This window comes from Ochrobactrum sp. SSR (assembly GCF_030067775.1).
GTDB classification, from domain to species: Bacteria; Pseudomonadota; Alphaproteobacteria; order Rhizobiales; family Rhizobiaceae; genus Brucella; species Brucella teleogrylli.
Genome location: NZ_CP125970.1, coordinates 495,375 through 517,198, shown reverse-complemented (window position 1 = coordinate 517,198; position 21,824 = coordinate 495,375). Strand labels below are relative to the sequence as shown.

Here is a 21,824-nt window from a genome sequence, read left to right as displayed (position 1 = left end):
ATCGAAAATGCACACGGGCGGCCTGCCCTCAAGCAAAGCCGCCCGTGAATGATCATATTACTTCGCAGGCTTGTACCAGCTGTCGAGGCCTTCCTGCAGCTTCTTGGCGGCATCTTCCGGCGTTACAGTGCCGTTGATGACGTTAGCTGACTGAACCCAGGTTTCGTTTTCCAGGTTCGGCGTGCCGCGCGACAGGATCTGGTAGGTCGAACGGATCGTCGGCTTGCACTTTTCGCGCCAGGACACGAATTCCTGTGCCAGCGGATCGGACATCTTCACAGCCGTCGAATTCAGGCTGAAGAAGCCCGGCAGCGCGTTTGCGTAGATTTCCGCGAATTCCGGCGAAGCCACCCAGTTCAGGAACACTTTGGCCTGTTCGGCATTCTTGCTCGAAGCATTCAGGCCGAGACCGATATCGTTGTGATCCGAGATGTAGCAGCTGTCGCCTGCATTCTTAACCGGCGGCGGGAATGCGCCCATCTTGAACTGCGCCTGCGTGTTGAACAGGCCAATTTCCCACGAACCTGCCGGATAAATCGCGGCGCGACCGAGCGTGAAGAGATTCTGGCTGTCCGGATAGGTCTGTGCTTCAAAACCGTCGCCCAGATAATCCTTCCACTTGGCAAGAACCTTGAACGGCTCAACCCATGGCTCGTCGGTCAGCTTCTGCTCGCCAGCGATCAACGCCTTGCGGCCTTCCTCACCCTTCCAGTAGGTCGGACCGATATTCTGGTAGCCCATGGTCGCGGCTTCCCACATATCCTTCGTGCCCATGGCCATCGGGATATAAGTGCCGTCCGCCTTGATCTTCTCAAGCACGTCGAAGAACTCGGCTTCGGTCGCCGGAGCCTTCAGGCCGAGCTTGTCAAAGGCTTCCTGATTATAGATGAAGCCGTGAATGACCGAAGCCATCGGCACGCAGAAAGCTTTCTTGCCATCGTCGGTGGTCCATGCGGACTTGGCGACGTCGGAAAAATTCTTCATGCCTTCCAGATCGGTGAGATCGGCAAGCTTGCCTTTGTTGAACAGCTCCAACGAAGTGTCGAACGGACGGCATGAAATCAGATCGCCGCCCGAGCCAGCATCCAGCTTGGCATTGAGAGCGGCGTTATATTCTGTCGGCGCGCTTGGCGCGAAATTGATTTTGATGCCCGGATTCTTTGCTTCAAAGGCCGGAATGATCTTTTCCTGCCAGATTTGCAGATCGTCGTTACGCCAGCTTTCAACCGTCAGCGTGACGTCCTGAGCCAATGCGGCAGAACCCGACGCCAGCAGCGTCGAACCCAGCAGCATGAATTTCAAGGTATTGCGAACCATTTGACCTTCTCCCGTTTTTTTGAACGCAGACGCACAAAAGAGGCGAGATACGCCTGTCCATTGCGATACACCACGTTAATAACGATGGCCCATCACGGTACGGGATAAGTGCCGGCTCCGCCGGTCTTCGCTCCATCCCATTTCCGCGCGACCCTCGCCTGTTAACAACCTTTGGCGACCCCTGGCGGCATTGCGCTCCCCTTTGATTGAATTTAATGCCAAAAACGTACCAATTGTCCAGCGAAGTTTACGAAATTCTCGCATAAAAATTGGAGGCAAGATAATTTACCTCACTTTATCAACGCATTAATCAAATTTGCTCGTCTCCGATAAATCTGCTTGGTTAATGGTATTTTTTTGGTATCTTCAAGCTGGAGGTATCTCATGGCAGAGTTTTTCATTGGCGTGGACGGGGGCGGCACCGGATGCCGCGCTGTGGTGGCAGATGGCAACGGTGCGATTCTCGGAACGGGACGCAGCGGATCGGCCAATATTGTCACTGATCCGCAGACTTCGCTCGTCAATGTACGTGCAGCCATAGACAATGCCTTCGCCGATGCGGGGCTGGACCAAAGCCACTATGACGAAAGCCATGCGGTGCTCGGACTTGCTGGCGGCAATGTCCAAGGCGCGGGCCTGCCTATTGAACGCGGCCTCCCCTTTGCTCACGCCAATGTCGAGTTCGACGGTCTTATCGCATTGCAGGGTGCGCTTGGCGATCAGGACGGGATCGTGGCCATTTTAGGCACCGGAACGGCCTATATCGTCCGGCAGCACGAACGAATTCATTCGGTCGGTGGCTGGGGGTTTCCGCTCAGCGATCTTGGCAGCGGCGCGCGGCTTGGACAAAGCTTGTTGCAAGAATGCCTGCTGGTGCATGACGGCATTCATCCCCGCAGCCGCCTGACAACAGACGTGCTCAATGAGTTCGGCAATAATCCCGACAATCTGGTTGAATTCGCCTGGACGGCAAAGCCGGGCGATTTCGGCAAATATGCTCCGCGTATTTTCCAATATGCTGCTAATGGCGATGAGACCGCGCGCATGCTTCTGCAACGCTCGGCAGGCTATGTCAGCGAAACGCTGGACATGTTGATTGCTCAGGGCGCGGAACGGATCAGTTTGTTGGGCGGGATGGCGCCGCTTTATGTGGAGTGGCTCCCCGCAAGCCAGCAGAAGCTCATTGTTCAACCGGCAGCGGACGCTTTGACCGGAGCTTTGCAGCTCGCGCTCAAGCGCTACGGCCACAAGGATGAGGCGCGTGCATGAGCGGCAATTTCAGCGCCTTTCTCCCCAAAAACCTTCAGGGCACTGCGCCAACTTCTGGCGCGGGACCGCTTTACATGCAGCTGCGCCAGTCGCTGGAGGCAGCGATTCGTGCCGGACATCTTGCCGATGGCGAGGCGCTGCCGCCCGAACGTGACATTGCGGAATATGCTAATATCAGCCGCGTAACTGTGCGCAAGGCGGTGGACGATCTCGTCAAATCGGGACTTCTGGTGCGTCGTCACGGCTCCGGCACTTTTGTTGTGCGCCCGAGCGAGCGGGTGCAGCAGTCGCTTTCCATGCTCACATCTTTTACCGAAGACATGGCGCGGCGCGGCATCGCCACCCAATCCAAATGGCTGGAACGCGGCCTCTATTATCCGTCGCCCGAAGAAATGATGAAGCTTGGCGTTTCATCCGAAACCCGGGTTGCGCGACTTGGCCGTTTGCGCATGGCAAGCGATCTTCCGCTGGCTATCGAGCGCGCCAGCTTGTCGAGCGAAGTTTTGCCCGATCCCGATGCAGTCAAGGGATCGCTCTATGCCGAACTCGGACGTACCGGCTTTCGTCCGGTACGCGCCGTGCAGCGCATCTCCGCCTGCAACATCAAGGACCCCGATGCCCGGATACTCGGCGTCAAGACCGGCGATGCCGGTTTGTCCATCGAGCGTATTTCCTATCTCGCATCAGGCCGCGCGGTCGAGTTCACCAAATCGCTCTATCGTGGTGATGCCTATGATTTCGTAGCGGAACTCTCGATACCATCGGCCTAAGACCAATATCAGCCCATAAAGAAAACGGCCCGTTTCCGGGCCGCTCCGTTTGTTAGTGATGCTTCGTACCTTGGTGTGCCAGATCTGCAGTCGGATCGGCTGCAAGACGCTTGCGTGCCCGGTCGTCCATCAGTTCATACCACATGGCATTGAGCACAGCGAAAGCTGCGGCGAGCGGCAAGCCCAGAAGCCAGGAAAAATACCACATATTGCTTTCCTTTCTTAGATTGAAAGGCGCGGGCGGCTAAGCCGCCCGCTGCCCGATCAATAAGCGTGGTTGCTCTCGTCTTCGATCATATCCTTGTCCACCTTGCCCCACAGCACCCGGTAAACCCAGGACGTGTAGGCAACGATGATCGGCAGGAAGATGAGCGTTACGACCAGCATAATGAACAAGGTCATGTGGCTGGAAGACGAATCCCAAACCGTCAGGCTTGCCCGGGGATCGAGCGAAGACGGCAGAATGAACGGGAACATAGACACACCGACCGACGAGATGATGCCGAAGATCGTGAGCTTGCCCAGCAGAAGCGGAGCAACTTCACGTCCGCCACGCAGTGTCAGAAACACCGCAATCGCGCCCAGAATGCCAAGCGCCGGAGCAATCAGCAGGATCGGATAATTCGCATAGTTGGCAAACCATGCGCTGTGATCCAGCTCCACCGTCTTGCGCAGCGGATTGGAAGGTCCATCGGTAACGACGGCGCTTGTGATCCGGTAGCCCGACACCCAGAACCAGCTGGCAACACCGGCCAGAGCATAAAGAACGAGCGTGAGAAGTGCGGCGATGCTGCCATAACGCCGCGCTCGTTGCTGAATTTCTCCGGTAGTTTTGAGGACCAGCCACGAGGCGCCATGCATCGACAGCATGGTGACCGACAACACGCCGCACACAAGTGCAAACGGGTTGAGCAGACCGAAGAACGAACCCTCATAGAATATCTGGAGATCATCGTTGAGACGGAACGGTACGCCCTGCAACACATTGCCGACTGCGACGCCGAAGATCAGAGCCGGTACAAACCCGCCGATGAACAGGGCAATGTCCCAGCCGCGACGCCATGCCTTGCCCTCACGCTTCGAGCGGTATTTGAAACCAACCGGGCGCAGGATGAGGGCAAACAGGATAACGAACATCGCCAGATAGAAGCCCGAGAAGGACACCGCATAGAGCGGTGGCCAGGCGGCGAAGATTGCGCCGCCGCCGAGGATCAGCCAGACCTGATTGCCTTCCCAGACTGGGCCGATCGTGTTGATGATGACGCGACGCTCGACATCCGTTTTGCCGACGAGCGGCATCAGAATATCCACGCCCAAATCAAACCCGTCCATCGCGGCAAAGCCGATCAGCAGCACGCCGAGCAGTACCCACCAGATGATGCGAAGGGTTTCATAGTCCAACAATTCGCTGAGTATCATGGTCCTTACTCCGCTGGCGCAATGCTGGCAGGTGCAAGCATGGCTTCAGGTTTGCTGTCGGGTTCCGGCCCGGCTTTGATAGCGCGGATCATCAGGCCCATTTCGATGATGAACAGGACTGTGTAGATCGCGACAAAGCCGATGATGGTGAGCAGAACCGTCGACGCGCCGAGATTGGAGACGGCAACTGCTGTCGGCAGAATGCCTTCGATAATCCATGGCTGACGTCCGAATTCGGCGACGATCCAGCCCATTTCGGCAGCGATCCACGGCAGCGGAATTGCAAAGACCGCCACTTTCAAAAGGAAGCGATGCTGATCAAGCTTGCGCCGCGCCGACAGCACAAAGAACGTGCCAGTCAGCAAGATCAAGGCGAAACCGATGGCAACCATGATGCGGAATGCCCAGAACAGCGGCAGAACACCCGGAACCGTGTCGTTTGCGGCCTTGGTGATCTGTTCGTCGGTAGCCGTGCGCGGATCGTCCACATAACGCTTCAGAAGAAGCGCATAGCCCAGCCATTGGCTGTTGTCGGCGAAAACGTCCTTCACATCCTGTGGCACCGCACTGGTGTCGCCAGCGGCACGGATTTTCTGCAACGCATCATAGGCGACGATACCGTTGCGGATATGGTTCTCCGCATTCTGAACCAGTTCGTTGATGCCCTGGATCGGCGTAGTTAGCGAACGCGTGCCGATCAACCCCATGACCCACGGAATTTGCACTGCGAAATGGGTTTCGCGCGCCTGCTGGTCCGGGATGCCGAAAGCGGTAAACGGCGCGGGTGCCGGTTCCGTTTCCCACATAGCTTCGATGGCGGCGATCTTCATCTTCTGGTGTTCGTTGGCCAGATAACCGCTTTCATCGCCCAGAACGACGACGGAAAGCGAAGCGGCCAGACCGAACGATGCGGCAACCGTCATCGAACGCTTGGCGAGCTCAACCGAGCGTCCTTTCAGGAGATACCAGGCGGAAACCCCCAGAACGAACACCGATGCAGTCGCATAACCGGCTGAAACCGTATGTACGAATTTGGCCTGCGCCACCGGGTTCATCAGAACCGCGAAGAAATCGGTGATTTCCATGCGCATGGTTTCGGGATTGAAGGCCGATCCGACCGGGTTCTGCATCCAGCCATTGGCGATGAGAATCCACAAGGCGGAGAAATTCGATCCCGCCGCGACGGCATAGGTCGCGATCAGATGGCCCACCTTGGAAAGACGGTCCCAACCAAAGAAGAACAGACCCACAAAGGTCGCTTCGAGGAAGAAGGCCATCAGGCCTTCAATGGCCAGCGGGGCGCCGAAAATATCGCCCACATAATGGCTGTAATAGCTCCAGTTCATGCCGAACTGGAATTCCATCACAATGCCCGTCGCGACACCGATCGCGAAGTTGATGCCAAACAGAGTACCCCAGAATTTCGTCATCTGTCGCCAGATGAGTCGCCCCGTCATCACATAAACGGTTTCCATGATGGCCAGCAGCACGGAAAGACCCAACGTCAGAGGTACGAAGAGGAAGTGATAAAGTGCCGTGATTGCAAACTGCAATCGCGACAGGGAGACAATATCGAGTTCCATCTTTTTCAGCCGGTAATCCCCGGCCCTCCTAGAGCATTTGCGGCCGGAAAAATCCCCGGCATCGCAGAATGCGACCAAAACGAGTTCATTTTGCACGTCGCATTAATTGGCAGACGCGACGCGCTTTCGCGTAACGGGCGTGGTCATGACATTGCCCGTTTGAAACGAAGATCGGATAAAGACCGCCCGCCGTTTCCATTCTCATGTGTTGGCAAAGCCCCTGATAGATGGACCTTCGCCCGCCCGGCTTACCTCATGGTATTGAGTATCTCACCGAAACGCTGGTCACTCATGCGCACAGACTCAACTAGAGCGCCTTGATTCAAAACAATGATCCGGTCGCAAATCCGCGCTTCGCGCTGGATATGTGTGGCGACAAGCAAGGTTTGTCCGCCCGACTGCGCCCGCAACCGCGCCAGCACATCTTCGGCCGTCGCCCCGTCGAGCCCCTCGGTCGGTTCGTCGAGAAGCCATAAGGACGATTCGCTTAATAACAGGCGCGCCAGAGCAAGACGCCGCGCCTGCCCGCCGGATAATCCCAGACCGCCCTCGCCCAGCATCGTGTCGAGACCGCTCGGCAGGGTTTCGACGAATTCTCCGAGACCAGCGGTCTGCAAAGCCTGCATCAGCGCCGCATCATCGGCGTCCGGTTTGGCGAGCCGCAGATTATCGCGAAGGCTATCCTGAAAAAGCTCTGTGCGCTGGGTCAGCAAACAACTGGCCAGCACTCTAGCGCTGCCGTCCTTCACCGCGATTTCACCTGCGAGCACGTTGAACAGCGTCGATTTCCCTGCACCGCTGGTGCCAACGATGGCGACGCGCTCGCCCTCTTCGACGGTAAGATTGATGGATTTCAGGGCATCGACGGCTGCATCGTCATGGCGAACAGACAGGTTTTGAAGCTGTATTGCCAAACCATCCGGCGGCGTAGGTAGACCGGCAACCACCTTCTCATCACGCAATTGCGGGCCAACGCGCCGGGCAGCCAGAATGGTGCGGCCAAGTTCCATCGCGCCGCGCCGTAGCGCCGCGAAAGGCTCCATTGCGCCAAGAATAACCAGCATCGCCAAAGCTGCAACCGGAGCGCCGATTGTCCCCGCCTGCACCAGCCAGCCAGCGCCAATAAGGCCGCCAGCCAAAAGTGCGGCATGGGCCACCCCAAGCCCCGCGCCGGTTCTGATCTCGACGCGGTTCAGTGTGCGGTCAGACGCCGCCACATAACTGTCAGCCCGGATAAGCGCTTCATTTTGTCCCTGCATCCGCCCGGCCATCAGCAGTTCCGTCTGGCCCGCAACAAGATCGACCGTGCGGGCGCGCAATGCTTCCGTGCCCTTGGCGCGCCTGCGCATCGGCTTTTCCGAACGTCGTGCAGCCAATAACGGCAGGCTCAATCCGACGAGAAGAAGGAGAAGTGCAACAGCAAGTCCGAACAGCGGGTGCATCAGTGCAAGCGCTATGCCAGCCACAAGCGCGGTTGCGAGCGCGGCGCCAATCGGCACGACGACACGCAGATAAAGCGAATCCAGCGCATCGATATCCGCAGTCAAGCGGAACAGAAGCCGTGCCGGGCGCTTCAACAGCGCATTGGCCGCTGCCGGTTTTGCCCAGCTGCGAAACAGCGTTTCGCGCAGCGCCGCCAGAATGGCGAGTGTGGCGTCGTGGGTGACAAGGCGTTCGAGGTAACGCGCGCCTGTGCGCACGATCGCGAGAAACCTTATACCGGCAGCTGGTGCGAAAACGTCGAACACGATGGCGGTTGCAAGGCTGAGGCCCGCAATGGCGGTTGCCGTAATGAACCAACCGGAAAGACCGAGCAGCGCGATGCCAGCCAACACCGTGACCGTAGCCGCGGCAATGCCTGCATAAAGGGCGGAACCTTTGGTTCTGAAAAACAGGCGCAGGATCGGGCGGAGTGCTTGCAGACCGTTCATTCGGCTGCCCTCCTCTGCCACAACGGATCACTATCTTGATTGTCAGCCAAGCGTATGATGCGGTCCATTTTGCGCGCCAGTCCCTCATCATGGGTAGCGACAATCAGGGTCTTGCCCTTGGCCAATCGCAACAGGCTGTCCGCAATATGCTTGGCCGTCTCTTGGTCGAGATGGGCCGTCGGCTCGTCGGCAAGGATAATATCGGCCTTAGGATCGACCGCGATGCGCGCCAGTGCAAGCCGCAACGCCTCGCCGCCAGAAAGCCCGGCACCGTTCTCGCCGATAACACCATTGCCGGTGATGCCCACAACATGCGCCAGCGCCATATCTTCGATGATCGAGGCGGTGGGGCTGACAGTGGTTTCGCGTCCGAGCGTGATATTGTGGCGCGCGGAGCCCGCGAATATATGCGGCTTTTGGCCGATCCAGCTCATGCGTTGGCGCAGGGACATTGCATTTTCAGGAGCCATGGCGATTCCGCCAATTCTTATCGCGCCGGTCTCCGGCGCAGCCAGTCCGGCAATCAACGCCAGAATGGTAGACTTGCCGTAACCACTTGGCGCAAGCAGAGCGACGTGTTCGCCCGCTTCGATTGCCAGGTTGAAGCCTGTTAAAACCGCAGGCCCTGCCGGATATTGAAAACCGACATCGTGTAGTTGAACGGTCGGGTCTGTTTCCGTCAGTTCGTTCGCCGCGACACCGCTGCCGCCAACAACCGGCATGGCATGACGGCTCAGATTCTCCAATGCATCGATTGCAGCTTCACCTGACGCACGGTCGTGCCAGACGGCGGAAAGGTCGCGCAAAGGTTCGAAGAAAGCAGGAGAAAGCAACAGGATGAACAGGCCTTCGCCCAGCGTCAGCTTCTGTCCCCATGCGCCGAACTGCAAGGTGCCAAGTAGGTGAAACCCGATATAGACGGCGACCATGGCAACGCCAAGCGCTGCAAAAAGCTCCAGCACTGCGGACGACAGGAAAGCAATCCGGAGAACCTTCATTGTCTTTGTACGCAGGGTCTCGGCATTATCACGCAGCCGCGTGGCTGTCGCATCCACGGCATGAAAACTGCGGATGGTCGTCAGACCGCGCAGCCGGTCCAGCAGAAAACCATTCATGCCGCCAAGCGCCACCAGCTGCTTTTCGCTGGCAGCTTTTGCCCGCCAGCCAATGAGCGCCATGAAGATCGGAATCAGCGGTGCTGCAATCAGGAGAACAAGCGCCGCCGCCCACGAAAACCAGAAGACGGCCAGCAGGATCGCCAGCGGCACCAGCATGACCCGAATGCGCACCGGCACAAAACGCGACAGATAAGGCACGACCATTTCCGCCTGTTCGGCGAGAATACTTGCAGCTTCACCCGACGATGGCCGGGCGGTGTCGAGCGGCGACCGGCTGGAAAGCGCTGCAAAAGCGCGCTCGCGCAAGGCTGTCAGTTCAGCACGGGCAGCGTCAAACGCCTTGGCCGCACCAGCACCGTCAATCAGACTGCGCAGGCAACCCAGCACGAATATGCCAAGTGCCGCATAGTAAATCCGATTGTCGAAACCGGTATCGGCGAGCCGCCCGCTGGCATAGGCTATCAGCCCGGCCTGCGGCAGCCACAAAAGCGCTGCCAGTGCCTGAAGATTTGCCCCCGCCGAAGCATGGCCGGAACCGTCCGGCGCTGAGAACGACGCTTGGAAGACCGTGGGCGGCCTTTGCCGCTTTGCGCCTTTCCGTCGTCTGGCGTCAGATTTTCCGCCAGTTGCTCCGTTTGGGGGACATCAGATGTCAATCTCGCTTTGGCTCCTTCTTGGCCGATGTTCGTCCGCGCCCCAAAGCCACAATCCTGTCGGTGGTTTCGAGGAAGCGGGTCACCTTCGCGCCCAGCGCCAGAAGGCTTGTAAGACGGTCGGTATCGAGCTTCTTCACGTCGTCGTACCAATTGGTCAGCCGCTCGATCAGGCTGTACATGTCTTTCATGCGCTCCTGAGCGTAGCGGTCGCTGTCATCCTGCGGCGCTTCCATCAGCACTTCGCGCAGAACCGACAGTGTCGGATCGATCTCGCGCTTCTTGCGCTCTTCGGCAAGCGTACGCAGAATCTGCCAGACGTCATCCGGCGTCGTGAAGAAATCGCGACGGTCGCCGGGAATGTGCTTCAGCAGCACAAGATTCCAGCCTTGCAGTTCGCGTATGCCCATGGAGACATTCGAGCGTGACACGCCGAGTGCGTCGACGATCTCGTCGGCGCACATCGGCTGGGGCGACAGGTAGAGCAGCGCGTAAATCTGCCCCACCGTGCGATTGATGCCCCAACGGCTGCCCATCTCTCCAAAGTGGAGCACGAACGACTGAACGATTGGCGACAATTCCAAAATTCTCTCTCCCGTACTTTCTGAATTTTCAGAAATTACTGAAATCCAGATAATCTAAATGATGAAAACCTTCAATCCGTCTGACCATCGATGCGCCGCATCCGGACAATTGGCCGCAGCCAGTAAGCACTCCTCCAAATGCCACCAGCCGCTCCTTCCGAACCCAACAGGCCGCAGGCAATATGCTTCAGATTCGGGAAAGAGCGAATATCGTGACCGAACAAGAGGATATGAGTCTTTAAGCGAACCCGAAAAAGCTCAATCCGTCCGTCCGAAAAACGATGGCGGCCCTTCTGGAAAGAAGCCGCTGAATTTCCCCGTTCTGCACTGCGGAAAAGCCGAAAACGCCCTTTCCGCACCCTCAAGCATGATGTCTACCGGCCTCAATCGGGGTCGGAAGATGAAGGCAGCTCCTTGCTGTCCTGCGTCGTGTCGCGATGGATCACGGCGCGGCTGAGCAGCATGAGCGTCACCGGCGTTGTGATGACCACAAAGACGGTAATCAACACTTCATGCAGAATCGGCTTCGATTGCAAGATGGAGAAAAATATGATTGAAGCAATCAAGATTCCCCCAGCCCCAAAAGACGAGCCGATGGTCGGCGCGTGGATGCGTTCATAAAAGGTCTTGAAACGCACAAGGCCAATGCATCCGACAAGCGTCAGGAAAGCACCGGCGACGAGAAAAAACGAAATGAGGATGGCGGCCCAGAGCGGGATTTCGGCTGCATGGATCATTCGATCACCTCCCCGCGCATCAGGAATTTGGCGAGCGCGACAGTGGCGACGAAGCCGAGCAACGCGATAATCAGTGCTGCTTCGAAATAAAGAACACTGCCGGTGCGAATGCCGAAAGTAATCAGCAGCAGCAGTGCATTGAGATAAAGCGCATCGGTGGCAAGCACGCGGTCCTGCGCGCGGGGTCCGATAAGCAGACGGTAGACCGCGCAGCCAATAGCGCCGATCAACATCAATTGTGCAGCGAGCAGAGCCCAGAAGATGATAACGGCGCTCATGCGGATTTCTCCTTCTCGACGATGTCTGCTGCGCCGAAAATCGCGATCAGCGGCTTTTCGTATTTTTGCTTGATCAGATCACGCCAAACCTGCGCTTCCTCAAGGTCGAGCACGTGAATGGTCAGTTCGCGGCGCGCGCTATGATGATCCACCCACGCTGTGCCGGGGGTGGCTGTTACCACGCAGGCGAGAACCGCCAGCGCTGTACGGTTTTCCAGCTCCAGTGGGATAACCACGAAGCCGGGACGCCGCTTGCGGTTGGACAGGATAATGCGCGTGACGGTAATATTCGATTGCAGAATATCGAGGCTGAACGTGACGAAAAGCCGGAACATCGTCGGGATAGAGCGCAGATGGTTTTTCTGCGGCTGAAGCGCCGTCATGATCTGGCAGGCGAACAGCGCGATAATCGCGCCAAGGATAAGCTGCGCGCGGGTGAAACCGTTCAGCAGCAGCCAGAACAGGACAAGCGCCGCGAACATCAGCGGATATGGCAGGATCTTTTTCATTCTACCCCCGCCGCTTGCGCGTCCGTTGCCTTGGACGGCTCATATTCGACCTTGGGTGCTTTCAGGACACTGTTGATATAATCGGACGGATTGTGTAGCGAACGCGCCGTTTCATCCATGTAGCGCATGGCTGGACCGGCTGCGATTGTCAGCGCAAGGCAGAGCCCCAGAAGTCCTGCAATCGGCACGACTTCTCGCACCAGAACACGTGGCACATTGCCTTCGAGCGAGGCCCAGAAGGTGCGGATGCCGGTACGCGTCATGGCGATGAGCGCCGAAAGGCCGGACAGGAGAATCAGCGCAATCAGCGCCCAGCTTGCCGGACTGACCGGCATGGCGAGTTGCGGCGCCGCCCCGTCACCGTTGAAGACTGCAGCAAGGATGAGGAACTTGGCGATGAAACCCGAGAATGGCGGCAGGCCGATCAGCAAAATGGCGCAGATCGCGAAGAACGTGCCAAGGATGGCAAGGGTCGCGGGCAAGACCGCGCCGACCTCTTCTTCCTCTTCTTCTTCCTCGTCATCGCCATAGGCTTCCATCGTCACCGCAAGAACGTTGGCTGCGGCGTCCTGTCCGCGTTCGACCAGTTCGATCAGCAGGAAGAATGCGGCAATCGTCAGCGTGGAACTGACCATGTAAAACAGCGCCGCCCCGGCCATGGCGGTGTTGCCACTGCCGATGGCAGCCAGAAGAGTGCCCGACGAAACAAGAATGCTGTAGCTTGCGAGCCTGCCCATGGCCTGCGACGCGACCACGCCGATCAGGCCGAAGGCCAGCGTGACCATGCCGCCGAAATAGAGCCAGTCATTGCCGAAACCGTAAGACGAGCCGGCATCCAGCCCGAACATCAGCGGCGACAGGCGCAGCAGCACATAAATGCCGACCTTGCTCATGATCGCGAAGATCGCGGCAACCGGCGCTGCGGCTGCCGTATAGGTCGGCGCCAACCAGAAATTAAGCGGCCACATGCCAGCCTTGATCAGGAAAGCGACGCCCAGCACCGCCGCACCGGCTTCCAGCAGCATACGGTCCTCGGGCGCAACCTGCGTGATCCGCTGCGCAAGGTCCGCCATATTGAGCGTTCCGGTAACACCGTAGATGAGGCTCACGCCAATCAGGAACAGCGACGACGCCACCAGATTGACCGCGATATAATGCAACCCCGCCTTGACGCGGGCCGGGCCTGAGCCATGCAGCGCCAGACCGTAGGAAGCGGCCAGCATAACTTCGAAGAAAACGAACAGGTTGAACAGATCGCCGGTGAGGAACGCGCCGTTCAGCCCCATCAGCAAAAGCTGGAAAATCGTATGGAAATGTGGGCTTGCCTTGTGCCAATGCGCCAGCGCGAAGCTGAGCGCGGCCATTCCGAGCAGACTTGCCAGCAACAGCATCAACGCCGCCAGCCTGTCGAGCACCAGCACGATGCCGAACGGTGCGGGCCAATTGCCGATCAGATAGACGATGGCTTCCGGTGCTTTTTCGCTGGCCATGCCGACCAGCATGCAGGCAATGCCGATCAGGCCGAGCGTCGAGAGCGAGTTGATCGCCATCTTCAGCTTGCGGCTGCGCTCGTCGATCAACAGCAGCACAGCCGCCGTTACCAGCGGCAGAAGGATCGGAGCAACGATGAGGTGTGATTTCCAATCCATCATCAGTTCTCCTTGCCGTCGACATGGTCGGTGCGTGTCAGGCCGCGCGAGGCGAGCAACACGACAAGGAAGAGCGCCGTCATGGCGAAGCCGATAACGATTGCCGTCAGCACAAGCGCCTGCGGCACCGGATCGGTATATTGGGCCGCCTGTACGTCCACTCCGGGTCCAGCACCGGCGCAGCGTTGGAACGCAGCCGCCCCATCGAGAAGATGAACAAATTGACCGCATAGGAGATCAGCGACAGGCCAATCGCCACCTGAAACGTGCGCGGACGCAGCACCAGCCAGACGCCGGAAGCCATCAGCACCCCGATTGCGAGAGCAAGAACCAGCTCCATCAGTTCTCCTCCTTCGCAGTCGCTGCGGCGAGTTTCTCGACGCGATGTTTACGGATCGATTGGTGCGCCAGCGCGATCAAGACAATAACCGTCGCGCCCACAACAAGCGCGAAAACGCCGAAATCGAACAGCAACGCGCTTGCCACCGGCAATTTTCCAACCTGGGGTATGTCCACATACTGGAAGAACGAGGTCAGGAACGGATAGCCGAACAGCCATGCACCCGAACCGGTTGCCGCAGCGCTGAGCAGACCCACACCGATCCAGCGCAAAGGCAGAATGCGCAGCCGGTCTTCAACCCAGCGCGTTCCAGCAGCCAGATATTGCAGGATGAAGGCAATCGCCAGCGCAACACCGGCCGCAAAACCGCCGCCCGGCAGATCATGCCCACGCAGGAACAGATGCACGGCCAAAACGATGATGACCGGAAACAGCCATTGCATGATGACCGACGGCACGGCCAGATAATCGTTCAGCGTCTCGCCCGCTTTGCGGTCGGGCATGGCCTCGTCATAGGCGTCCTGAATCTTCTGCTGCGCGGTCGAGCCGGTAGAATCCGGCGCGGGACGGAAACGACGCAGCAACGCAAAGACCGTCAGGCCGACAATGCCGAGGACGGCGATCTCACCGAATGTATCGAAAGCGCGGAAATCGACCAGAATGACATTGACGACATTCTTGCCGCCGCCACCCGAATAGGCGTTTTGCAGGAAATAATCGCCGATGCTGTTAGGCGACGGGCGCGTCATCATCGCATAGGCAATGATCGAAACGCCGACCCCACTAGCAACAGCCAGCACAAGATCGCGATAGCGACGGATACGTGGGCCGATCTTCACCGGAACCGGATCGGGATCTTCCCAACGCTTCGGCAGCCAGCGCAGACCGAGCAAAAGCAGAACCGTCGTGACGATTTCCACCAGAAGCTGCGTGACGGCAAGATCGGGCGCGGAAAGCCAGACAAAGGTGATGCAGGTCATGAGCCCCGCCCCGCCAAGCAGGATCAAGGCGGCGAGACGATGGAATTTAGCCTGATAGGCAGCGCCCACGGCGCAGGCACAGCCAAGAAGCCAGAGGCCGGCGAAAATCGGATCAACCGGCTGCGGCCCCAATAGACCCGAGCGCAGACCATCCTCAATCAGCGGCCATGCAGCAACCACAACGGCCACCGCCACGATGATGCGCAATTGCGGCTGCAAGCGGCGCGTGCTGAGGAAATTTTCAGCCTTACGCGCCCAGTTCCATGACAACGTCACCAGTACGCGCTCGAAAATGCGCTGACCTTGCAGGTGCCGGAACAGCGGCGGTCCATCCTCGCTGGTTGTCAGATAGTTTTTCAAGCACCAGTGCAGAAGTACGCCACCGATCATCGCGGCGATACTCATCATCAGGGGCAGATTGAAACCATGCCAGACTGCGAGACTATATTCCGGCGTCGCATCGCCAAGCACCGAGCGCACCGCCGAATGCAAGAATGGACCAATGGACAGGCCAGGAACGATGCCGATCAGAAGGCAGAGCAGAACGAGAAGTTCTATAGGGCGGCGCATCCAGTGCGGCGGTTCATGCGGCTCTCGCGGCAGATCATGCGGCGGCGGGCCGAAGAAGGTCGAGTAAATGAAGCGGATCGAATAGGCCACTGTGAAGATGCTGGCGAGCGTCGCCACGTAAGGGGTGATCGTGTCGAGCCAGGACGCAAGATGCGTTTCAACCGCCTCGGCAAAGAACATTTCCTTGGAAATGAAACCGTTCAGCAGCGGAACGCCAGCCATAGCAGCGCTCGCCACCATGGCGAGTGTCGCCGTATAGGGCATTAATCGGAACAATCCGCTCAGGCGACGCATATCGCGCGTTCCGGTTTCATGGTCGATGATGCCTGCCGCCATGAAGAGCGACGCCTTGAAAATGGCATGGTTGACCATGTGGAAGATCGCGGCCACCGCAGCAAGCGGACTACCGAGGCTCAACAGCGCCGTAATCAGACCCAGATTGCTGATCGTAGAATAGGCGAGCAGCCCTTTGAGGTCCTGCTGGAACACAGCAAAGAAGCTAGCAAGCAAAAGCGTGATCAGGCCCGCAGAACCCAATATCCAGAACCATTCCTCGGTTCCGGCGAGCACCGGCCACAGGCGGGCCAGCAGGAACACGCCTGCCTTCACCATGGTCGCCGAATGGAGATAGGCCGAAACGGGCGTTGGCGCAGCCATGGCGTTCGGCAGCCAGAAATGGAACGGAAACTGCGCGCTTTTGGTGAAAGCCGCAAGCAAGATCAAGATGAGCGCGACGGTATATAGCGGATGGGTGCGAACCTCGTTGCCCGCTGCCAGCACGACATCGAGATCATAACTGCCGACGATATGACCGAGCAGCAGCATGCCCGCCAGCAGACAGAAGCCGCCAATGCCGGTGACCGTCAGCGCCATACGCGCGCCATCGCGCGCACTGGCATTATGATACCAGTAGCCGATGAGCAGGAACGAGAAGATACTCGTCAGTTCCCAAAAAACCGCAAGCAGGATGATATTGCCGGACAGAACGACGCCCAGCATGGATCCCATGAAGGAGAGCAGGAACGAGAAGAAACGCGGTACCGGATCGTCAGGTGACATGTAATAGCGCGCATAAATCACGACCAGAAGGCCGATGCCGGTGATCAGCATGGCAAACAGCCAAGCGAAACCGTCCATGCGCAATGTCACATTGAGACCGTAGGCGGGCAGCCAATCGACTGTGCCGCGCAAAACTTTCCCGTCCGAGACGATGGGATAAAGACTGGCTGTGACAATGAAGGCGACGAGAGCGATGGCTGCCGTGAACCAGGCGGAACCGCTTCGGTCCGCGCCCCTGAAAAGACCCGTGATGACGCTGCCAATAAAAGGAAGAAGGACAAGCAGGAAAAGCATTCTGCCGTCCATCGTCATGCGCCCAAGGCCTCCAATCCGCTCTTACTGTCTATAATCACACACATCTGGTCCGAAAGCTGTTCACACTTTTGGAGATGCGCTCCACTTTGTCGTAATTTCCGGGCGCAAAACCGTCAGGCACTTTTGCAGGAAACGCTTTACAACTGATCCGGCGCATGCGCGGCTCAGGCGAGCAGCAACTGAAATGCCCCGATCAGATGTTGTGAGGAATCATATATTCCGATGTCGTTATTATGACCGGCCAGCCAATATATTGGCAATAGCTTTCGATAGTTTATATGGGACAAATCAGAGGCTTATCGCAATTTTCTGACTTTTTGGCCGCCAATTCCACGCGAATCTCTTTCTTTCGCCGCATATCAGCCCCTGCAACCTTGCCTTTAAGGGCAACTTGCCACGAAAATCTTGTCGGTGAACGATCAGCAGCACGGCATCGCTGGTCGAAAGATTCGTTTCAGGCTTCCCCTTCAAACAAGGTCTCGACCAGCCTGGCCGCCTGAACGCGAATATCCGGAACGGCTGTCGATTCCCAGAAGACGCCCTTCGTCACCGGACCGATAGCAAAGAACGAGCCCGACGGTTCACCGCGCGCATTGATCAGCTGGAAATCCTTGGTGACATCCAGACCGAGATCAAGCGCATCGGGCTTTGCCAGCCCATGCTCCATAAGGCCAAGCAAGGCGAGATTGCGTGTCGTTGAAAACCTTGGGTTTCCGCCACGGCAATCGATGATCGTCGCGATTTTCAGCCGCTGGAACGAACCCGTATGACGCTCGCGATAGCGGATCGTCATATCCGTTTCGTTTTCCTGCACGGAAAGAAGCCGACCTGCTGCAATTTCAAGCTGCCCCGAGGCGCGCGCTGCGTCGATCCGATCAGCGACAGCGGGCGCCATACGATGACGGTGCGTGTCCCACCAGGGCCGCAGATGACGCAGAAAACTTTCACGTTGCGCCAGCGGCAACCGCGTCCAGATATGCTGCGTGTGCGGTCGCAGCGCATCCATGACAGCGCGCCAGTTCGAACCCGCAGTGTCGGCCTCCTGCATCAAAGCGCGAACGCGACGCAACAGACCGACAATACCGGACGCGACGAATAACGAATCGGTATCAACGTCAAACGGCTCCACCGCCGCATGGCGCGCAGGCACCAGTCCGCGCCGGGAGATCGCATGAATGGTTCCCTGATGCCCACGATCAAGCAGCGATAGCACGCTATCGACCATCGACAGTCCAGTCCCGAAAATCGCCACCGGCGCATCAGCCGGAATGTCGAAATAGCCGCTACTGGACCAGTATTCGGCAACATTCGCGCCAGAAACGGCAATCGCCGTTTCGTTGCCCGTCGCGACAATCACCGCATCTGCGGAAACAATCTCGCCTTTTTCAGTGACCACGGCAGGCTTGCCGCCGTCGAGTACGACATCGACAATCTCGCGCTGATCGACAACCAGTCTGGGTGCGTCGCCTGCACGGTATTGTTCGACAAGATCGTTCAGGTAATCGCGATAAAGCCTGCGAGGTGCGAATGACTGCGGTTGCCATTCATTGGCGATTTTAGCGCCTGCCGTCGTTTGCCGCGTGTGAAGCCAGTTCAGGAAATGATCGGGATTGCCGGGAAAAGCGCTCATATTGCTGGCGCGAACATTGAGAAGGTGGCCGGGATTTTCCGTCGAATAGGCGATTCCCCTGCCGATCTGGCCGGATCGCTCAAAAATGCGAACCATCGCATCACGCGAGCGCTCCAGCACTTGCGCCGCAAGAATGACGCCGCTCGCGCCGCCACCGATAATGACAAAAGACTTCAAACTATCGTGACCTATCCCATTTCGCGACGGTTTCACCCTCTGAACAGGTTCCGTCGTCCTTCCCATAATCCCACCAATTTAATAAGATTCCAACATCGTGCCCAAGATGTAAACCCCGGTTTGGCTGGGAATTTCCCCACAACGCACAGGCTCCGCCCCGTTATCGCTGATCAATATGGAAACAATGGCGGCTTCACTATCCCAATTTGTTGACAGTGTGTCTCTGAAAAGCGGGCTGGCGTTGAACGGTTTGACCCCAATATCTTGGGGCACGTCATGAATGTAACTTCTGGACATTCTGCATCGATAGATGTGTCGGGAAGTTCGCAATCTACTGCAACATCAGGATTAGAACGAATGAACAACAGCCATCTCGCATCCATCAAGAAGCGTCGCACCCAGTATGCTCTTGGCAAGAACCTCCCGCTCGCAAAGGAGCAGGTTGCGGAACTGATCCGCGAAGCCGTCAAGCACACGCCTTCATCGTTCAACTCGCAGAGCTCGCGTGCAGTCATCCTGTTTGGCGCTGAAAGCGACAAGCTGTGGAACATTGCCAAGGAAGAACTGCGCAAGATCGTTCCTGCCGATGCCTTTGCGCAGACGGAAGGCAAGCTCAACAGCTTCGCAGCCGGTGCTGGCACGGTTCTCTTCTTCGAAGACCAGAACGTCGTGAAGGGCCTGCAGGAGCAGTTCGCACTTTATGCCGACAACTTCCCGGTCTGGTCGGAACAGTCGGGCGGCATGGCGCAGCATTCGGTCTGGACTGCCCTCTCCGACGCCGGTATTGGCGCCAGCCTTCAGCACTACAACCCGCTGATCGACGCGGAAGTCGCCAAGACCTGGGATATTCCGTCGTCGTGGAAGCTGCGCGCCCAGATGCCGTTTGGTTCCAATGAACAGCCTTTCGGCGAAAAGACCTTCATGGATGACGGCGAGCGCTTCAAGGTATTCGGCTGATCCCGAATTTAAAAATACGAGACAGGGCCGGAGATTTTCTCTGGCCTTTTCTTTTTGCGGGCACAATATTGCCTTATCAACGCACTCTATATTGTGAACCTTCCCAAAATAGGAATCTAATGGCGACGCGCCAAAGCGAGTCGTGAACCGCCGCTTGCTCAAAAAATGAGGCGCATTTTCTATGCATGGTCCGGCCCAAACATTCGTCGTGACCGAAGGGGAAGTTGCATGACCACCGGAATCCTGTCCTTCAATCATCGTCGCCCGCGCGATACAGCCTCCAGAACGAGCCTCCAGTCTGGCTTTGTGCGACGCCTGTTGCGCAGCACAATTCCCGCCGCACTGGCTTTTGGCCTGCTGCTTTCAGCGGCACCAAAGGCTGTGCAGGCGGCCACGCCAGCCGATACGCTGGTCATCGCCATGGGAATTGATGACGTCATCTCGCTCGATCCTGCGGAAATCTTCGAAATCACCACCTCGGAAGTGCTCACCAGCACTTATGAGCGTCTGGTGACGACCGATACTAAAGACCCGACCAAGATCATCCCGCAGATCGCCGAAAGCTGGACGTTCTCGGAGGATGGGCGCTCGATCACCTTCAAGATTCGCAAAGGCCTGAAATTCGCCTCCGGCAATCCGTTGACGGCACAGGACGCTGCCTATTCGCTGCAACGCGCGATCAAAATGGACATGAGCCCGGCGTTCATCTTGAGCCAGTTTGGCCTGACGCGCGATAATGCCGATCAGAATATCGTGGCGACCGATGACGAAACGCTGGTTTTCACCACCGGAAAGGCGTTTGCGCCAAGCTTCGTTCTGAACTGCCTCACCTCCAGCGTTGCATCCATCGTGGACAGCAAACTGGTCAAGGAACACGAGCAGAAGACTGAAAAGACTGACGCTCACCCTTATGAAACCGACTTTGGCTATGAATGGCTGAAGGGCAATTATGCCGGTTCTGGTCCGTTCGCATTGAAACAATGGCGCGCCAATGAAGTGCTGCTTCTCGAACGCAATGAGAATTATGCCGATGCCAAGCCTGCGATGAAGCGCGTCATCTATCGTCATGTGAAGGAAGGCAGCTCGCAGCGTCTGCTTTTGCAGGCGGGCGATATCGACATTGCGCGCAATCTGGAACCGGGTGACCTTGAAACGCTGAGCAAGGACGACAAGTATCACGTTCTCGCCGCCCCCAAGGGACGCGTCTATTATCTGGTTGCAAACCAGAATGTCCCTGAACTTGCAAAGCCGGAAGTGCGCCAGGCAATCAAATATCTCATTGATTACAACACCATTGAATCCCAGCTGATCAAGGGTATCGGTCGCACCCATCAGTCCTTCCTGCCGCTTGGCATGTTTGGCGCGGTGGATGACAAGCCTTTCACTTACGACGTGGACAAGGCCAAGGAACTGCTTACTAAAGCCGGTTTGAAAGACGGCTTCAAGGTGACGCTCGATGTCCGCAATACGCAGCCAGGCGTCGGCATTGCCGAAAACATCCAGCAGACCATGCGCAATGCCGGTATCGACGTGGAAATCCTGCAAGGCGACGGCAAGCTGACGACGACCAAGGTGCGTGCGCGCAAGCATCAGCTGGCTCTCGGCATCTGGGGGCCGGATTATTGGGATCCGCACACCAATGCGGTGACCTTCACCAACAATCCTAACAATGGCGAGGATGTATCCATGCGCACCAATGCCTGGCAGGCGCATTGGGATATTCCAGACCTGACTGCTGAAACCATGGCTGCCGCCGAAGAGCGCGATACTGCCAAGCGTGAAGCGATGTATCATGATCTTCAGAAGAAGTTTCAGGAAACGAGCCCGTTCGCGATCCTTTACCAGCAGATCGAAACGGCTGTGACCGGTGCCAACGTGCACGGTTTCAACATGGTCGCCGACGCGAACTACATTCAGACCGTGACGAAAGACTAACGAAAAAAGACCGGGCATCCTCTGATGCCCGGTCTTTTTTTAGA

At 57.6% G+C, this 21,824-nt stretch carries 16 protein-coding genes and 2 pseudogenes; 4 read left to right on the top strand and 14 right to left on the bottom strand.

What is annotated here, in order from left to right; translation table 11 throughout:
* Nucleotides 1-57: 57 nt before the first annotated feature.
* Nucleotides 58-1,317 carry an ABC transporter substrate-binding protein gene (locus QLQ11_RS13835; RefSeq protein WP_109367409.1) on the bottom strand — a complete coding sequence of 420 codons (1,260 nt, stop codon included), beginning with the start codon at nucleotides 1,315-1,317 and terminating at the stop codon, nucleotides 58-60.
* Between the two features lie 384 nt (nucleotides 1,318-1,701).
* Between QLQ11_RS13835 and QLQ11_RS13830 the strand changes: the two genes are divergently transcribed.
* Together QLQ11_RS13830 and QLQ11_RS13825 are read left to right on the top strand one after the other, a co-directional pair.
* Nucleotides 1,702-2,586 (top strand): N-acetylglucosamine kinase, encoded by an 885-nt coding sequence (locus QLQ11_RS13830; RefSeq protein ID WP_109367410.1) that lies wholly within the window; start codon nucleotides 1,702-1,704, stop codon nucleotides 2,584-2,586.
* Nucleotides 2,583-3,356 carry a GntR family transcriptional regulator gene (locus QLQ11_RS13825; RefSeq protein WP_109367411.1) on the top strand — a complete coding sequence of 258 codons (774 nt, stop codon included), beginning with the start codon at nucleotides 2,583-2,585 and terminating at the stop codon, nucleotides 3,354-3,356. The genes QLQ11_RS13830 and QLQ11_RS13825 overlap by 4 nt, the downstream gene beginning before the upstream one ends.
* A 52-nt stretch (nucleotides 3,357-3,408) precedes the next feature.
* On the opposite strand, the gene cydX is transcribed toward QLQ11_RS13825, so the two are convergent.
* The 13 genes and pseudogenes from cydX to QLQ11_RS13760 form a co-directional block, all read right to left on the bottom strand.
* Entirely contained in the window at nucleotides 3,409-3,564 is a 156-nt protein-coding gene (gene cydX, locus QLQ11_RS13820; RefSeq protein ID WP_109367412.1) for a cytochrome bd-I oxidase subunit CydX, read from the bottom strand.
* Between the two features lie 56 nt (nucleotides 3,565-3,620).
* The gene (gene cydB, locus QLQ11_RS13815; RefSeq protein WP_109367413.1) at nucleotides 3,621-4,775 is read right to left on the bottom strand and encodes a cytochrome d ubiquinol oxidase subunit II; all 1,155 of its coding nucleotides are present in this window, start codon (nucleotides 4,773-4,775) and stop codon (nucleotides 3,621-3,623) included.
* A 5-nt stretch (nucleotides 4,776-4,780) separates the two neighbouring features.
* A complete protein-coding gene (locus QLQ11_RS13810; RefSeq protein ID WP_109367414.1) occupies nucleotides 4,781-6,358 on the bottom strand; it encodes a cytochrome ubiquinol oxidase subunit I in 1,578 nt (525 codons plus the stop codon).
* Between the two features lie 248 nt (nucleotides 6,359-6,606).
* Nucleotides 6,607-8,289 (bottom strand): thiol reductant ABC exporter subunit CydC, encoded by a 1,683-nt coding sequence (gene cydC / locus QLQ11_RS13805; protein WP_121538834.1) that lies wholly within the window; start codon nucleotides 8,287-8,289, stop codon nucleotides 6,607-6,609.
* Nucleotides 8,286-9,934, bottom strand: a pseudogene (cydD, locus tag QLQ11_RS13800) (thiol reductant ABC exporter subunit CydD). The gene cydC and the pseudogene cydD overlap by 4 nt, the downstream one beginning before the upstream one ends.
* A 125-nt stretch (nucleotides 9,935-10,059) precedes the next feature.
* The gene (locus QLQ11_RS13795; protein WP_171317289.1) at nucleotides 10,060-10,644 is read right to left on the bottom strand and encodes a GbsR/MarR family transcriptional regulator; all 585 of its coding nucleotides are present in this window, start codon (nucleotides 10,642-10,644) and stop codon (nucleotides 10,060-10,062) included.
* A gap of 383 nt (nucleotides 10,645-11,027) precedes the next feature.
* Complete coding sequence (gene mnhG, locus QLQ11_RS13790; protein WP_078337010.1) at nucleotides 11,028-11,381, bottom strand: monovalent cation/H(+) antiporter subunit G; 354 nt, start codon at nucleotides 11,379-11,381, stop codon at nucleotides 11,028-11,030.
* Nucleotides 11,378-11,659, bottom strand: coding sequence for a K+/H+ antiporter subunit F (locus QLQ11_RS13785; protein WP_109367418.1), 282 nt, complete (start codon nucleotides 11,657-11,659; stop codon nucleotides 11,378-11,380). The genes mnhG and QLQ11_RS13785 overlap by 4 nt, the downstream gene beginning before the upstream one ends.
* A complete protein-coding gene (locus tag QLQ11_RS13780) occupies nucleotides 11,656-12,168 on the bottom strand; it encodes a Na+/H+ antiporter subunit E (RefSeq protein WP_109367419.1) in 513 nt (170 codons plus the stop codon). Before QLQ11_RS13780 ends, QLQ11_RS13785 begins: the two co-directional genes overlap by 4 nt.
* On the bottom strand, nucleotides 12,165-13,817 hold the full coding sequence (locus tag QLQ11_RS13775) for a monovalent cation/H+ antiporter subunit D (protein WP_109367420.1): 1,653 nt from the start codon (nucleotides 13,815-13,817) through the stop codon (nucleotides 12,165-12,167). The genes QLQ11_RS13780 and QLQ11_RS13775 overlap by 4 nt, the downstream gene beginning before the upstream one ends.
* 2 nt (nucleotides 13,818-13,819) lie before the next feature.
* Nucleotides 13,820-14,157: pseudogene (locus QLQ11_RS13770) on the bottom strand (Na+/H+ antiporter subunit C).
* Complete coding sequence (locus QLQ11_RS13765; RefSeq protein ID WP_121538828.1) at nucleotides 14,157-17,078, bottom strand: monovalent cation/H+ antiporter subunit A; 2,922 nt, start codon at nucleotides 17,076-17,078, stop codon at nucleotides 14,157-14,159. The pseudogene QLQ11_RS13770 and the gene QLQ11_RS13765 overlap by 1 nt, the downstream one beginning before the upstream one ends.
* A 457-nt stretch (nucleotides 17,079-17,535) precedes the next feature.
* Nucleotides 17,536-18,888: an FAD/NAD(P)-binding protein gene (locus tag QLQ11_RS13760; RefSeq protein WP_109367423.1), complete on the bottom strand. Its 1,353-nt coding sequence runs from the start codon at nucleotides 18,886-18,888 to the stop codon at nucleotides 17,536-17,538.
* 357 nt (nucleotides 18,889-19,245) lie between these two features.
* Here QLQ11_RS13760 and QLQ11_RS13755 point away from each other — a divergent pair, with 357 nt between their 5' ends.
* Both QLQ11_RS13755 and QLQ11_RS13750 read left to right on the top strand, forming a co-directional pair.
* On the top strand, nucleotides 19,246-19,845 hold the full coding sequence (locus tag QLQ11_RS13755) for a nitroreductase family protein (RefSeq protein ID WP_109367424.1): 600 nt from the start codon (nucleotides 19,246-19,248) through the stop codon (nucleotides 19,843-19,845).
* A gap of 228 nt (nucleotides 19,846-20,073) precedes the next feature.
* On the top strand, nucleotides 20,074-21,780 hold the full coding sequence (locus QLQ11_RS13750) for an ABC transporter substrate-binding protein (RefSeq protein ID WP_235858990.1): 1,707 nt from the start codon (nucleotides 20,074-20,076) through the stop codon (nucleotides 21,778-21,780).
* The last annotated feature ends 44 nt before the right edge of the window (nucleotides 21,781-21,824 follow it).